The 15,948-nt window shown below is 44.2% G+C and carries 7 protein-coding genes; 4 read left to right on the top strand and 3 right to left on the bottom strand.

From position 1 onward, the window contains the following. Positions 1 to 16 precede the first annotated feature (16 nt). Positions 17 to 3,670 carry a hypothetical protein gene (locus ACQY4U_RS15265; RefSeq protein WP_428330306.1) on the bottom strand — a complete coding sequence of 1,218 codons (3,654 nt, stop codon included), beginning with the start codon at positions 3,668 to 3,670 and terminating at the stop codon, positions 17 to 19. Positions 3,671 to 3,949: 279 nt separating this feature from the next. Beyond that, the gene (locus ACQY4U_RS15260) at positions 3,950 to 4,435 is read right to left on the bottom strand and encodes a hypothetical protein (protein WP_428330305.1); all 486 of its coding nucleotides are present in this window, start codon (positions 4,433 to 4,435) and stop codon (positions 3,950 to 3,952) included. Between the two features lie 137 nt (positions 4,436 to 4,572). On the opposite strand from ACQY4U_RS15260, the gene ACQY4U_RS15255 reads away from it, so the two are divergent. The 3 genes from ACQY4U_RS15255 to ACQY4U_RS15245 all read left to right on the top strand — a co-directional run bounded on the left by ACQY4U_RS15255 (position 4,573) and on the right by ACQY4U_RS15245 (position 11,855). Beyond that, positions 4,573 to 5,607, top strand: coding sequence for a hypothetical protein (locus ACQY4U_RS15255; RefSeq protein WP_428330304.1), 1,035 nt, complete (start codon positions 4,573 to 4,575; stop codon positions 5,605 to 5,607). A 313-nt stretch (positions 5,608 to 5,920) separates the two neighbouring features. Then, positions 5,921 to 7,000, top strand: coding sequence for a ComEC/Rec2 family competence protein (locus ACQY4U_RS15250; RefSeq protein WP_428330303.1), 1,080 nt, complete (start codon positions 5,921 to 5,923; stop codon positions 6,998 to 7,000). A gap of 121 nt (positions 7,001 to 7,121) precedes the next feature. Continuing rightward, positions 7,122 to 11,855, top strand: a complete 4,734-nt coding sequence (locus tag ACQY4U_RS15245; RefSeq protein ID WP_428330302.1) for a hypothetical protein — start codon at positions 7,122 to 7,124, stop codon at positions 11,853 to 11,855. Positions 11,856 to 11,943: 88 nt separating this feature from the next. Here the strand turns inward: ACQY4U_RS15245 and ACQY4U_RS15240 are convergent, their stop codons facing one another. Next, a complete protein-coding gene (locus ACQY4U_RS15240) occupies positions 11,944 to 12,681 on the bottom strand; it encodes a hypothetical protein (RefSeq protein WP_428330301.1) in 738 nt (245 codons plus the stop codon). A 329-nt stretch (positions 12,682 to 13,010) separates the two neighbouring features. Here ACQY4U_RS15240 and ACQY4U_RS15235 point away from each other — a divergent pair, with 329 nt between their 5' ends. Next, positions 13,011 to 15,653 carry a P-loop NTPase fold protein gene (locus tag ACQY4U_RS15235; protein WP_428330300.1) on the top strand — a complete coding sequence of 881 codons (2,643 nt, stop codon included), beginning with the start codon at positions 13,011 to 13,013 and terminating at the stop codon, positions 15,651 to 15,653. Positions 15,654 to 15,948 lie beyond the last annotated feature (295 nt).

The raw sequence follows: 15,948 nt of genomic DNA, 5'->3' as shown, positions 1-15,948 counted from the left end.
GCTTTCTTGCGCGCCATTAAAGCAACGTAGTTCGCTTAATGCTGTATCGGTATTCATTGATTATATCTTCGGGTTCTGTTAAAATAGTTCTTGGTTTCACTTCATAAAGGTCTAGCAGGGGTACATCAGCACGCTTGCCTCGCTTTTCGAGGCATCTTCCCAACGCTAATAGCCCAAATAACGAATGCTCCACATCGCAAAATTCAATCAGAACCTCTATCAATCGGTCATCAGATACCCCACGTTCCGGCAGTTTGTCAATCCAGTTATGATCGAGTGTCATGTGCCAATTGTGATCTTTAGCAATGTCCTGCAACTCACTTACTAAATCGTCATTGGTTGGCGCAAAATCCTTCTTCTTTTCATCACTAAGCACGGGATAAACCACTTTAATAGCCAAATCTTCCATACCACTTCTGCGAAGGCCCTGCGCCAGAAACCAACGCGTATTATCTTTCATGAACGCTAAATAAGGCTCAAGGGCTTGAAACCTTTTATAACTAATTGTTTCGGTTTTTTCATGCAGCTTAAAAACAGACGTAATGTGTTCAAAAAAAGCTTCCTTGTTGCTGACGGTTAATAAGTATTGATCTGCCTTTTTAAGCATCTCTTCATCTCCGATGTACAGAGCGGTCTCAAAAATAACGGGATGGTTGATGAACTTGTTCCAGGTTGCGTTGAGGAGTTCCCGGGCATCTTCTCCGGAGATATTAGCTAATAATTCCCGTAGCAAGTAGCCAATCTCTTCCTTTTCAATTCTCTCAACATCTACGGAATTCAAATAATCTAGCAAAAACTTCTTATTTTCTTCGTTCCATATCTGATCAAGATACCATATCAGGAATGGCTTATTAAGAATTAAAGTTCTAATCTCCGCAGATATAGACTGATCACCAGCGTGCATTCTGTCATAAATCGCCTGAGGATAGAGCAAGTCGTCAATGGCAATTGCCTTTAATAGGTTAAGTTTGGAAGCCCCTGGATTATTATCGTTCCAGTACTTAAATGCAATGATCCGTTCTGAATCGGAATGTGTCTTATTTCTCCAACGGTCAACTAAAAAGTGCTGGCTTGAAGAGGACAGCCTTCTCTTTGCTTTGCTGAATTTCCAGCGGTCATCTTGAAAAGCCCCTCGTTTACCAGCAAGATCCCTTTTATGTGCGAGCCGGCCAACAATATAACCGATTGCCTTCGGATGATCGTACTCTCCCAATAACTGGTTGACGATCTGTTGTTCAGCAGGTGTAGTTAAACTGATTAGGATATCTAATTGATCTTCTGAAAATGACCATTTGTGATTGCCGACGTTTGCTAAGACGGCATCACGCTCTGGTTTATTTGAGCCGCTAAAACCCAAACCTTTCGGCAAGCCATCCCACTTACCAATCAAATCAGTCAAAATATTAGTGGTTTTTAAGGTAAAAGAATTCAAAGCTGCCCAAAACATGAATGAAAAATATTCCAGTTGCCTTGCCTGGACGGTTACCCAAATTTGATAGGCCTTTACCAGCAGATTTTCAAATTTAAAGTAACCAACGAGCAGGTAACCGCTTATCACGGTCAACTCATTTAAGGCCGTTGAGCCCAACAGGTTCGCCAATTGATTCTCGATATTTTGTCGGTGCTGGTGATTTACGTGATCAAATATCTGTTTACGAACATCGTAACCGATGTACGGTTCCATACTGAACATGACTTTAAAGTAACCTAACGCCCCATTAATATCACCGCTCCTGAATTTTATCAACGAAAAGTCCTGCTGATCTTTGACGACAGTACATAGGTCTGATGCCCCTTTCAGGCTATGGGTTAATAATATTCTGGCGATTTCATAACGCTCTAATTCAGTTATTGATCCACTATTCCCGTTCGTATTCCAATTTCTAAGTAATTGAAAAACTCTTTGATAATAGGCAGACTCTTGATCTAAAAATAAAAGGCTTGTGTAAACTGCAACTGGTAATTTTTTAATAAAGTGCTCCAGCTTCGGCACATCCGCCTCATGTAAAGCAATAGCTTGCCCTATTAACTCTGCATAATATGGATCAGATAAAATCTCTATGTGTGATGGGTCTGACTCAGTTATGATGACGGACAACGCATTGCTCAAAATGAAGTCACGAACCCGGTCATGACGAAAATAAATAAAGCCTTTCTCATCAAAGGAAAAGAGCTGCTTCTCCGCACCGATCTGGAGCGCATCTCCCAATTCGGTTGAAGAAAGGTGCTTTTCAATAAACTGCAAATCGGGATTGAACTGACGCTCCACAAGCATTGCTGATGCAAGCTTGGTTATGGCTCTTTGCTGAATGGCGATCGGAACCCCCTTTTTATTTTCGAGAGTGCTTAATTGATCATTGAAAAATATCTCTATAGCCTGGTTTATTCCAATACCGATGGCGTATTTGTCCCTCGTTGGCCCCTGGAAAAACAAGGCCATGAGCAGAGGGTCGTTATTTAAATTTGCTGCGATGTTTTTTTGCTCCAAATCTGATAAGCTCAATGCAACCCCGACCATTTTCATCCTCGTATAATCCAGGGCTTCCGCGTCTGAAAAATGACCGATAAAATGTTTACCGTACACAACCTTGTCTTGACCTTTACCCTGTAAGTTTTGAAAATGTCTTGTCCAAAGCGGACATATGATTTGAATGTGATACTTTTCTTTTTCTTTCTCTTTTTTTGTCGCACGACTTTCCTCCTTCACAAAGCTTAGTAACCTGCTCAGCAATTGAGGAACGTTAGCGGATCTGTTAACATCGTCGACAATCAACAATACCTGTTTATTTTCCAGCGCTTTTGACAGCATATCAACCGATTGATGTATGACCGAATTATATTGTAATAAATGCGACATCAATGCATCAAGAATTCCAGGTGCTGACTCGATAAATTGCGGTTGAATGTGAAAAGCCAATTGATCGTCGCCAACAGTAGACATCAGGTCATAACACAAGCTGGTTTTACCCATTCCTGATTCCGCAACAATAAAATCAACGGCAACCAGTTTGAGGAAGAATTGGCCCCTGATCGCCTCGGCTTGTTCCCGTTTCACCTGTACATCATCCAGAAAGTTATCCGCTTTGTACCGGCTCAAGTCGCTTACCGCAATTTTTTGGATGATCTCCCAGGATATCATCCTGGCTTCTATTCCGAAAAATTCTTCCCGCAGATACTGGCCGATAGGCTCTCCATCCAGAAAATTACTGATAACGGAAAGTTCGACTTGTTTAACACCAACATCAAGATCTGCGGCCTTCAATTCTACTTTGGTCCAAAGGGCGGCGCTTACGCTCTGGTTGGTAACTAAATATACGGTAAGCTCAGCCTCTGGGTAGGTACTATTAATGGTGTTGAAATTTTCCACTGCTTTCAAAAGGTCTCCCTTAGGCTTTTTAGGTGGCGTACCTTTACGGGTAGGCACTGAATCATCAAACAGCCACTTGCCTTCCAGGTCTGTGTCATCCATAGTGTATTCTATAAAGACATACCGATTGTCAGCTACCTTGAGGAATGCATCTAGCGGTCCTTTTACAGTTTCACCGCTGGCATTGATGCCCCCAATTATCATATGTTTCATTTCGGGGTATAATTGACGAATGACCGCTCCTGCGAGCGTTTCAAATTTTGCACTGTCTGTCATCGCTTTTACCCGTTCCGCAGTAGTCATGATAGATTTTTAGGTTATGAAAAAAATATAAATATGGTGTTAACCGTATCTCGATTAGCAAAGCGGAAAATTACGCAATTCTACTTCTTTAATGATTATTAAATTGACCGCTCGCTTAAACAAAGGTATTCTTGTGCATACATCAAAGTTCCCGGTTCGCAAGACGCCGGGTCTCCAGAATCTTAATCGCCGACTCCAGCGTCTTTGCACCGGCGCGTTTTAGAATTTCCGCCTCGTACGGTAAGGTCATAGGTGTTACTATACCGCTATTTTTAGCGTTCAATAAATACCGAACACCGTCGAGTTGTTTTTCACCGGCTGGTTTAAGTATTGATTGGATTGCCTGATCTGCGAGAAAGCTGGCGTGTCAACGGAAATATTTCGCGAAATCGAAGTGTATATCACAGTTTCAACCCCTGCAAGATTATGTATAACTTCAACTCTGACGCTATCTTCACCTGGTGGCTTGTGCTCAGGATAAGGCCTGGATAAATCATCCTGACGGGTTTCCCTTCGCCAAAGAATATCTTTCGCAACTTGAAGCGAAGTTTCCGGCTTCAACAATAAAATCACTGCATTAACAGGGCAACCACCGGTTGCAACAGGTATTAGTGTTGGCGCGTAATCCCTTTTTTTGCTCAGCCGCGCGTATTCAACAGCAAAGGGTGTAACACAGTTCAGTCTGCCGATCGTCAAAGATCCAATTTCATTGCCTGGATCGACGATCAATGATCCATATGCCAAAATACCGATACGTCCTGTCATGATAAGTTTAGTCGTTTGAGGCACAAGATAATACTTGCAAGCCAAAACCTGAAAAGGAACATAATGTTGAACGTTGTATTGGGTGTGATCCAGAATGAATCAAAAGTTCGCGACATTTGCAATCCAATTATATGCCCATGATCATACCCATCAATTTCGAAAAGAAACGAGACGAAATTCAAGGCCGTGTAAACGCAGCCACGGAACTTAAAACCCTCAATGATAAATTGAAGGCTCACAATTGGATGTTCATTCATCCCAATTTGTTTATGACGGAACTAAACAGATTGTTAAAATTGGCAGACAACCCATCGGCCGAACAAGCTGCCGTTACTCAAATCTTCGCTGATTTATTTTATGACTTTCGGGTAACCTCGTTCTTCATCGATGGTCTTCTAAAAACCAACACCTATATAGCACCCTTTTCACTTCATATTGACCAAGCAGTCATGCTTGCTGTAACCCATAACTACGCAGGCGCCATCCATTTGTTGATACCTGCTATCGAAGGTAGCCTCCGGAAATACATGATCGATATCAGGGGCAAAACCGACAGAGAAATCATGCGTGCCAGCGATCAGCTCAAAGTTTTCGGACTACTGGAAGCAGATTATATAGCGACGAAAGAACCAGATTTCAAGGCGCAACTTGACGCAGGCCATATCGATCAAAGCAAATATTTGCGTCTCGTTGACCTCGAACGCCAATATATAAAAACCTGGTATGGCATGATTGAAGACTATTTACGCCACAATTTATACATGGACACATCGAAGGGCTCAATCAGTGACGACCTTAACCGCCATGCACTCGTACATGGTTTCGAATCCCAGGTCGATTACAACCTTTCTAATTTTTTGAAAATCTTCAACGCTGTCCAATACGTGGCTTGGGCATTTCAGGTATCAGATCCCGCTATCCCTCAGATAATGACGCTGGAAAATGAAGATATTCTTTATAAGTGGTCGGCACTGGAAAAATTAAAATTGCTGAATGCATTAACTGACCCTGTTAAACTTGCTGTCTATAGTAAATGCCCGGACTTCGATGCATCCGATTTTACTTTTAGCCCCACGCAAAATAGGTTTCCCCCATTAGATCCCGGCAAACCTATTGTGCCACAGTTAGGCAAGATCGACCAGATGTTAGCGGACATGTGGCCGGGTACGTGAAATATTTCCATCGCTAAAAATAAATAAAAGCATCTTACGGGGCAGGTAACCGAGGCTGCCAGACTTTCTTTAAGGCACTTGTTGCGTCGTAATACCGGCTTTAATAAAATACTGGCTTGTTGATCGTTGCGCTTCTCCATTGCCATAACATTCTTTGGCAACCAGAGTAAAGCAATTGAAACTAATCTTTTACACCTCTCGACTGGGAAATTACTATCGTCGTTGGCGGCTTTACATTATTTCGCTGACAGTATGGCACTTACAGAGGATAGGCACAATTGATGATGTGATAATTTGAACCAAGTTCAAGCCTATGGAAAACAATGACCATGCGATCAGTTTTAAATACTTTGATGTCGGTACAGGAGATGCTATTTGGGTACGTTTTTTTGGAAATGATCAACAGTGGCATAATATTCTCATCGATGGAGGTTATGGATACGCCTATAAAATGGCGTTCGGACCTTTAATCAAAAGTATTATAAAAGAAGGAGAATGTATTGATTTGTGGCTGATCAGCCATATTGATGATGACCACATCGGTGCGACCACCGGTTTTATCGCTGACAAAAGGATCATCGATAAGCCTGCCGCAGTCAGAAAATTCTGGTACAATCATTCCCCATTACTTATTAAAGAGGGTAATGGAAAACTGGCAGTCCGGCGGGGGGTGTTATTAAGGGATTTTCTCAAACCCTACGGACTCCTGGCAGAAACCCCTATCATGGGTGAAGCCGGAATACTCGATCTTAGCGGTTTAAAGATCAAAGCTTTAACGCCAACCGAAAACAAACTCCGGGCCGCCGAGGAGCTTTGGCAAGTTGAAGAAAAGGGTGGAAAACTTGGCCGCACCTCAGCACAATCCGATTATCAGCAAACGATTGAAACCTTAAAATTAAAATCTTTTTCAGAGGACACTGATGCCGTTAATGGTAGCTCCATTAGCTGCCTCGTAACCTATCATAATTTAAATTTTCTTTTATTGGCAGATAGTCATCCAGGTGATGTCGTGACCGCTCTACGCAACTTGGGGTATAGCGAAAAATTTCCCCTGTCCGCTGAATTTGTTCAGTTAGCGCATCATGGAAGTAAGGCTAACACAAGCCCGGAATTGCTTCAGTTGATTAATACATCGCAATACGTCGTCACCGGAAATGGTGAGGCTAATGCGCACCCTGATAAAGAAACCCTGGCACGGGTGCTGACCAACGAATCCCCAAGCGACGAAATGATCAGCTTTGTTTTTCCTTACCATACCAAGCCGCTTACTAAGCTGTTCGATGTCGATCATGATGCGGAGGAAACATACAATTTCAAATGTGAGTTTCCGCGATCCGCAAATGAACCACTTAGTCTGGATTATTTACCTTTTGAAAGTTTAACCGATGAATGAAACGTTCTCTCAATTAGCGACCGTAAGAATCGAATGTAATGGGGCTGTAGGCACAGGCGTACTCTACTTCCCGGATCCTAACGCAGACGTTGTATACGTCCTTACGGCTAAACACTGCCTGATGGGTAAAGAGCTTAAAGGCACTTACAAAAATGAAGATATTAAGATCGACCGTTTATTCCGTACGGATGACTCAACCTATCATGAATACCAATTGTCCGAAACGGACATTACCATCGTCTCTGACGATACACACGATCTTGCCTTACTGGTTTTACCCAAGCAACGAATCATTGATCTGGTGGGTAAGGAGTTTTTTTGCCCGGTTGTAGACACAGCTGATGCGCTTAAAGCTTATTTCGCTAGGGGATTTGCTGACTTTAACGACCAAAATGATGACCGGCCATATGACCTGCAATATATTGAGGATAAAAAAGATGATAAAGGACTTTTCCTGTTGCGTTCAAATCAGCAACTGGATACCTTTCGTCAAGCCGCTCTCGACAACCTTGAGGGCTTATCAGGTAGCGGCGCATGGGTGAACGCCAAAGGAAATATTTACCTGGTTGGCATCATTCATGGTTATGAAGAAGGTAATATCTTCAATGCAACGAAGGTGCTGGCCTATAACAGACTCATACCCGCAGACCGTTTTCCGCTCATCTTACCGGTACGACCGGAACTGAATGATGACATCTTGAGCGCTTTCGGCACCATGGATAATAAGCGCGAGGAGGTCAACAGCCGGACCCGCGAGACCGTCGGAGATATTCATATTTCACGTGACCTTCAGGCTCCTTACCGTATTCTCGCCGAAAATGCCATGGTGGTGATCCACGGCAAACCAGGCGTCGGTAAATCCGCCATGGCAAAAGAGCTCGTCGCCCGGCTGAAGATTGATGGCTTTGGTTCGGTATTGACCCTGGCTCCGGAGAACCTGTTCACGGAGACCTTTAACGCGGCACTTACCAGTGCGGGTTATACGGCTACTATTGAACAGTTACTTCATAGCCCGTTAACTGGCGGGCGCCTTGTGATTTGGATAGAAAGCTTTGAAAAGCTATTGGAATCGGCGCATAAGGCGGCATTTAATGATTTGCTCCAGCTCATGAAAAAGCACCCTCGCCTGGCGCTAATTGTGACCACAAGGGATTATCTATTACAAAAACTGAAAATCAACTTTCACTTCGAGCTGCCTCAAGGGGATCTGTTTCATGGCCTGGAAACTTTCTCCGATGACGAACTGGCGGTGGTCAGAGAAAAAGAACCATCTATTGAGGTTTTGTTCCGGAACCCCGCGATACAGGAATTCCTGAGAACACCGTACTACCTGGATAAGGCACTCCGTATATTGCCCCACCTGCTTCAGGTAGACCAACTGGATGAAGCAGGTTTTAAAAGGATCATGTGGGAGCAGGTGGTAGAAGCCGGCGACGAAGAAAGAGGAAAGGCGTTTTATGACCTTGCGCTTAAAAGAGCCAAGGAGCTTTCCTTATACACCAATTCTACAGCAACGAGACCTATACTGCAAAGCCTGATCGGTGACCATATTCTTCAGGTCGAGAGGGGCGAATTGGCCAACAGTTATGCTCCGACACACGATATTTTAGAAGATTGGGCACTCATCCGGTATATCAAACTCAAACGACAGGAGGCTGGCTCACCCGGCGAATTTTTAAAGGAACTGGAGCAAAGCCCTGCCGTAAGACGCGCCTTCAGGTTATGGTTAGAAGAACTTGCCCGGCAGGAACCTATACAATATGCCGGTTTCATCAGGGAGGTTTTGGATGATAGCCAGATATCTTCCGATTGGCAGGATGACGTTATAATCGCGAGCCTTAGGTCGCCAAATGCTAAACCGTTGATTGAAACGCTTCATAATCGACTGTTGGCCGACGAGGGCATTTTATTACGGAAAGTATTCCAAATGCTGAAAACCAGTTGCAAGAACCTCGACCTCAAAAAAAAGAATCTCCACGGCTTTACGCCGGTTGGCTCAGGTTGGGACGAGATCATACAATTTGTTCGCGCCTACCACGCACAAGTATTGGCGTTGGGTAACTTCGAGTTCGGTTATCTTGCCGTGATAGAGGACTGGATAAGCCAGCTGCCGCTGTTTGATCCCAGCGTTCTACCACCGGCTGCGGCCGACGCAGCTTGGCTTCTGGAGGAATTCCTGTACCGTTATCAGGAAAAGCTCGGTACTTACAGACGAGGAAAAAACGATGATTCCTTATTGAAGAAATATGCCGGGATATTATTTAAGTTGACAGCAGCGGCACAGCCGCTGGTACAGAGGCTATTGGAAGCAGCCCTTAAACCCGACGAAGATCAAGGTCGCTGGACAGCCAGGGACCTTTTAGAATCAGTTCGCGATTATGCCACGCAGGGCCTGACGGCAGATCAGCTGACAAAATACTTTCCAGATATCGTGATTCAGATCGCCAATGAAGATTGGCCTGCACAACCGAAGACCTATTCTCCTGGCAGCTTGAGCGCGCGGATTATTCACGAACCGGATGGGAATGATTTCGGCCTGGACGATCACCTGAAAGACGAATTGGAATCCCCGAGTGCCTATCAAACATTTGTTTATTGGATGCTTCGGTACCACCCGGCAAAAGCCTTGGATTTCGTGCTCCCTTTTCTTAATGCAGCCTTCGCTCATAACCAGCGTCAATTGGTGCTGAATAAAAGTGAGAATCTCTTGAATATCAAAATCCAATTTGTGGGGACGGTTAAAAGCTATTATGGCACGCACAATTATTGGAGCGTGTTCCGTGGTGCCTACGTACAAAACCGTTTGATTATCTCGATCTTAATGGGTTTGGAACGCGCCTTATTGGAAATGGCGAAATCTGGGAAGCAAGCGCAATGCCAGGAGACGCTGGACCGGCTTATTATAGAATCCAATAATGTGAGCGTATTAGCAGTTGTAGCCAGTGTGCTGCAAGCCTATCCGAACCTGTTGGATGAGATATCGGTCAGACTAATCAGTGAACCGAAATTGTTGGAATGGGATATGTCACGGCATTCATCCGACTATATGCCTGGGGACACCTATCAAGACGATCCGGTCAGCAAGGAAGAACGGATACTTGCCAACAGAATGCCCCACAGGCTTCGTCATGGTTTGGGGCTGATCGGGTTCGTCGCCCATTATATTTTCTACTACGGTAAACTTAATGAGGAGATTTTCGAAATACTTGATGGGTATTGGGCTGCATTAGATTCCCGTGATGTTTGGTGGAAGAAGTTCCTGTTTGATATGGATGCGCGTAAATATAATTTTGAACCGGTGGATTTGCCAGGCTATGAAAATTACAGGCAACTTGTTCCGGGTTATGACGAGAAGGTACAGGAAATGCGGAAAGTTAACCCTGATGAAGTTCCGGCGTCAAACAGCTTTTGGCCTAAAGAGGCTTTTGAGAATAAGGAAGGCGTTGTAAAAACCGTAGAGATCTGGCGGCAGGTGAGGTCAGGGTTCGCAGCAGCCGGTAATGAGATATTAAGTATGACCTCGCCCGGAACCCTATCTGCGGTCGGATTGCGTGACATGCTCAGTGAACTTAATGAGGAAGAAATCAAATGGTGCCAGGACACGCTACTCGCACACGCGGAAAAGAGTCTGAAGAAACGTGATATGCTTGATTTTAGCACCAATGTTTTAGATCAGAATTACCCAATGGAGGGCTTTTCATTCCTGTTTAAAACAGCAATGGAACCTGAAATGGAACTGAAGGCAAAAACCTTACTGTTCCGTATGTTGACCGCCAGCCTGGAAGAAAGACCAGAAATGTATTTGCAGGTCGGTGTCGCCTTCCACCTGAGTGAATACAGGTCCGACCTGACTTTGAATTGTTGGCACGGCATCCTGGAACATATCAGGCATAAAAGATCGGACTTGCAAAAAGAAGCGCAGGCCCGGGAGGAATTTGAATTTGGTATATATGAGCCGGAGCCACCGGACGACCAAGACAGCTGGAGAAACGAAGTACTGGAACAGGTTGTTGCCGGAACGATTAAAGCACCTGAGCTTATTGACGCCACACTTGACCATGGTGTACAATGGCTGCTGAAAGATGCTTTGCAGATCACCCCAAGAAATACCGCCGATACAGGACAGCAAGAATTCGTCAAGCAACTTTTAGATCAGCATTTCGCTGTTTCCGCTCAGCCAACGTATCATCAACGTGATGAGTTTTTTCAGAACAGAATCACGATGCGGATATTTTATGCAGGGTATTTGCTCAACCAGCCGGCCGACCGGGCCTTGATATTATTTAATGAATTATTAGGCAGGTCTGATCTGACGGCTGCAAAATTTGAACGCGATTCGGTCAATGGCTACATTTTTGACATCTTGAAACAAATGATACGAACCATCGACGGAACAACAATAGAAAGCTTCTGGAAACTTTGGGATCGCTTGCGCGTATGGACTATAGGAACCAAAAGCCTCCTATATTTTGACCTGTTGTTCCTTGATCTGGACTGGACCGAAAACTCCGAGAATTGGTGGGTACTGGATGGCAAAAAGGCCATGTATAAAGAATTTATTTTCAATTACGGGTTTAACCGGATCAACGTGACCGTTAAATTCTTGGCAGGTATCGGCTTCCGGCAGTTTATGCCCGAATCGATCCAATGGGTGGCTCAAATGCTTCTCTCAGATAAGGTACTCGATTTGAAAATCGGTGAGAAGTTTGTTCAAAAAGCCTTTTTCGACCAAGGGGAGGTGATCAAAGCCGACGAGCAGTTAAAAGCTTCTTATTTGTCAATAATTGAAAAGTTGATTAGTTGGGGGTCGCCGCTGGCTTATTTGCTAAGAGAAGAACTAATTACCTCCAAATAAGTTACACGCAATCAGTATGTAAGTATCATTGCCTATTAGGCTATACCTATAAATGTCCGTCGACTTCAACGCTTAATTTTTTTGCTCGTTAATTCCAACGGACAGGATTGAATTTTTCCACAAAGACGGCGCGGTCAAATTTGCCCCCCAACTGTTCTAATGCTTTGGCAAAATCATCGATCAGAGCATAGTTATTGGTCAGATCATAGAGCTTCAAATAGCCAAAACCTGCTTGTTCGGTCGCTGTTTTCGCAAAACGAATAAGCGCGAAAGCGTTCACAGTCAGTATATCGCCATCCTCTATTTTTTCATCGGCCATCACCACCTTAATTTTGTCCGAGTCTTTGACCGATGTAATCATCGGCAAAACATTTAAGGCCTTCGCCACATCCAACACTTGCTGATCTGAGTCGCAAACCACCAGATTGCTTTTTAATATCCTTTCCCCGGTATTGCAGTAGGTTATGTCAAAAACATCCATGGTATCCTTATAGACGCCGTCGTAACGGAATTGCAACACCTTCATGTTACCTAATGAATTTGCAGAAACCATATGGGAAATGGCACTGGCGTCCAGTTCGACCCGGAAATCCGTAAAATACATCATCGTATCCTCATCGTTAACGCCGTTAGCCGTATATACGACAATCCAGCGTCCGGAAACGGTCATCTGTGTAAACGGCGTATGTTGTCCCGTCGCCGCCTTTTCCTTGACATTGTCAGCCAATGGTTTGACCAAACTGAGATTTGATGCTATCTTGCTAATCTCGGTGGTATATCCCATTAGCTTTTGCGGATGTATATAGTCGGCCAGAAAAAACTGCATAATGAATCAGGTTTAATAAACCGCAATATCGGGAATCTATTAACAATGGGAGCAAATCTTTTAGGTCAATCTCACTACCATCCAACTAAGGATAACTATTTATTACCGTTAACAGCTTACTTATAATAATTTTGTTACGATGAACAGTTGAAGAATCCAACGGAAGTTTGGACAATATTTATCTAAGAATTGTCTAAGTTCTTTCAAACTCAATCTAAGCAAATCAAATTATTCGGATACTTTTTCGATTGCATCTAATTTTCAGAAACAAATTATCGAAAAATGATTGATGGCGGCCTGATCCACAAGTATTTAAATCATCTCATTGAATGGTTAAACTATTATCTTTGGTCAAACCTTTCAGAATTTTTTATATGCCTTATCCCTTTGTCAGCGTATTTAGTGCCCAGATCGAAACTGCCATCAAGGACAGCGAGTTTACAGCAGATCTCACGCGAGCCCGCCTCACGGCAGAACGCTTGCGGGAATTGATCCTGGCGGAAAGCCAGCAATTGTTTTCAACCGTTTCAACACTGGTCAGTGATTATGATACCCTTGAAAAGACGCTCGAAGATATCAAAAAGGGCAATCCACTTATGTTCCGCATATCAGCCCTGCTCGGTAAAAACGAATTCCCGGACAATAACTGGCTAACCTTCGGCGAGATTGTGGCGGCCTTATCATTCACGATTCCGCCACTGATCAGTAATTTAGGCCACAAATGGTCAATTGGAATAATCTACGATATGCTCAGCAATAGCTGGTATAAATTGGGTGTCGCAGTTGTGACCAGTATTTTATTATTCATTCTCTTATACTGGGGAACCGGCAAAATACGGAAATGGTATTTGACCGGTTACTATACCCGCTTTTTTAACAGCCACGATTCCAGTGCCATTCAGAGTTATGAAACCGGGCAAGAACGGCTGGTTAATATGGATAAACAGATCATCCAGAACCTGCAGGATAAAGGCATCAAGGAACTGATCCGCCGCCTGATCAACGGGCAGCTTAAGCTAAATTATACCATACGTTTTGAAGGTTTTACAGCGACCGGGCTGGGTGAAGTCATGAGCGCTGGCAACACGATCAATACAGAAGCGAAGGAAAAGCTTAACTTTCTGTTAAACAGTATGCCTGGTGGTGCTATCGGCATTGCCGGTTCCCGCGGCGCCGGCAAAAGTACTCTGATACAGTCCTATTGCGGGCAGGACCGTACCGAAACCAAGATTAAACAAAAGGCAGCCATCCCCGTCATGGCCGTGGCACCCGTTAAATATGAATCACGGGATTTTATCCTCCATCTCTTCAAAACCACCTGTTTCAGTGTGTTGCGGGAAGAAGCGGGAAACGAGTTTGTCGACTTTGAAAAACTGACTTATGAAGAAGCCGTAGTCGAAAGCATGGTCGATCAACGCACGCTGATCAGGACCATCCGGCGCGTGCTGCCTTTTGCCTGCGCGATATTGATCTACCTGGGAGTAGTTGGCGTTTTTTGGGGCTCTGATCCTGGTAGAAAAGCCCACGCTATTGCAGTGCCTGTGCCAGAGAAACAATCAAATATTGATAGTGTCAAAGAAGTTTCAGTTAAAAACAAAGCAAGGCCAGACAGCCTCAAATCGTTAAATATAACCCCTGTAGAAAAAACAGATACCATTGTTGATTCCAGTCCTGGCATGGAAAATCGTATCTTGGATGCGATCATCCCGTCAGCGGACACTGGCGCGAAATTACTCGCCTGGGCAGCGGGCTTGTTCGTGATTATGTTTTTTATGATGTTTTATCAACGAACCTCTTTAATAACCCCGTTGTTGACCAGTAGGGAAAAACAGGCACGTAAGTTACAACAGGAAGGGTTGATGAAACGGGAAGCTTTAAAACGCCGCTTAGAAGAAAGGCCTAACCTAAATGCTTCCATCACCTGGCTGAAAAGGATCAAATTCCAGCAATCTTTTACCACTGGTTGGTCAGGAGCCCTCAAACTGCCTTTCGCCTTGGAAGGTGGAATGAATAAAGCAATGACCTTTGCCGAACGTCAAATGTCCTATCCTGAAATCATCGCAGCTTTCCGGGATTATCTGACCGGTCTGCAGCTGACCTATCCAATTATCATCGGCATAGATGAACTGGATAAATTGGAATCCGACGAAGTGGCCCAGGAGTTTTTAAACGAGATTAAATCCGTATTCGGTGTACCGAACTGTTTTTTTCTGATCTCCGTATCTGAAAACGCGATGAGCAATTTTGAACGGCGCGGTATGCCATTCCGCGACGTTTTCGACAGTTCTTTTGACAGCGTGGTATTCGTCGACAATTTCACTCTGAAAGATACCACGACCTTGTTGCAAAGACGCGTTATTGGCAATCCCATGACCTTCTTCTGTCTGGCCTATTGTTTTGCCGGCGGGTTACCGCGGGATATCATCCGTTATTTCCGGGAGATCGTACGTATTTCTACCCATAAAAAGACCATCAAGCAGATCACGGACCAAATGGTGTCCGACGATATTGCAGCGAAGATCAGGGCCATGATCCATACCATCAAACATATCCCCGAATCCCCTGAAAACAACGAATTACTGAACCACCTGATCCAACTGAAAGAAAACGCACAAACGATCACCTCGTACCAACAAACCATTCAGCATCTTTCGACCCAGCGAAACGCATGGCAGACGAAGATCACGCAATTGCTAGGGACAGTGCCGGCTGACCGTGATACCGAAGCGCTGGATCTACTGCAAAAAACCATAAAGAACAACCAGGAATTCCATGTCTACCTTTGCTACATGACAACTGTGCTGGACCTTTTTACCAGCAGCGCGACTCAAAATAAGATCAAGAAGATCGAGGCAGACCAGGTATTCGGTATTATGGCCAAAGCCCGGCAGTCTCTTTCAGTTGATTATCAGCTTGCCCTGAAGAAAATTAACCACTGCCGGAGAAAAGAAAGCCTGGCGGTACTGGATTAAGTATCGGTTGAGCAGCCATATCGAACCAGGTGAGAGAAGGGCGGATTTTTAGTAATAAATATTCATGATTAGCCGGCTAAGACATCGCGAAACGGGTATGTTCATGGCCTTGTTTTCAGCAGAACCTTACACTAATTGCCTACTTTTCCATTAAGTTAGATTCCTAAGTGCGTAGTTAGACATCTGATTTGAAATTTAGATCGTACCCGGAGCGTTGAATTTTTCCAAAGAGTAAGTTCCTGCCAAGGTATCCATCAAGATGTTAAGGAAGCCAGCTTCTTTAAATCATCAATAA

Origin of the sequence: Mucilaginibacter sp., assembly GCF_965277465.1 — a bacterium.
GTDB lineage: Bacteria > Bacteroidota > Bacteroidia > Sphingobacteriales > Sphingobacteriaceae > Mucilaginibacter.
This window is presented reverse-complemented; position numbering and strand designations above follow the sequence as displayed.

What these genes read in the sequence shown, in the direction of transcription:
- ACQY4U_RS15245 (WP_428330302.1), top strand. Translation starts at nt 7,122, where the DNA reads ATGGGTAAAGAGCTTAAAGGCACTTACAAAAATGAAGATATTAAGATC.
- ACQY4U_RS15235 (WP_428330300.1), top strand. Translation starts at nt 13,011, where the DNA reads ATGGTTAAACTATTATCTTTGGTCAAACCTTTCAGAATTTTTTATATG.
- ACQY4U_RS15240 (WP_428330301.1), bottom strand. Translation starts at nt 12,681, where the DNA reads ATGCAGTTTTTTCTGGCCGACTATATACATCCGCAAAAGCTAATGGGA.
- ACQY4U_RS15265 (WP_428330306.1), bottom strand. Translation starts at nt 3,670, where the DNA reads ATGACTACTGCGGAACGGGTAAAAGCGATGACAGACAGTGCAAAATTT.
- ACQY4U_RS15255 (WP_428330304.1), top strand. Translation starts at nt 4,573, where the DNA reads ATGATCATACCCATCAATTTCGAAAAGAAACGAGACGAAATTCAAGGC.
- ACQY4U_RS15260 (WP_428330305.1), bottom strand. Translation starts at nt 4,435, where the DNA reads ATGACAGGACGTATCGGTATTTTGGCATATGGATCATTGATCGTCGAT.
- ACQY4U_RS15250 (WP_428330303.1), top strand. Translation starts at nt 5,921, where the DNA reads ATGGAAAACAATGACCATGCGATCAGTTTTAAATACTTTGATGTCGGT.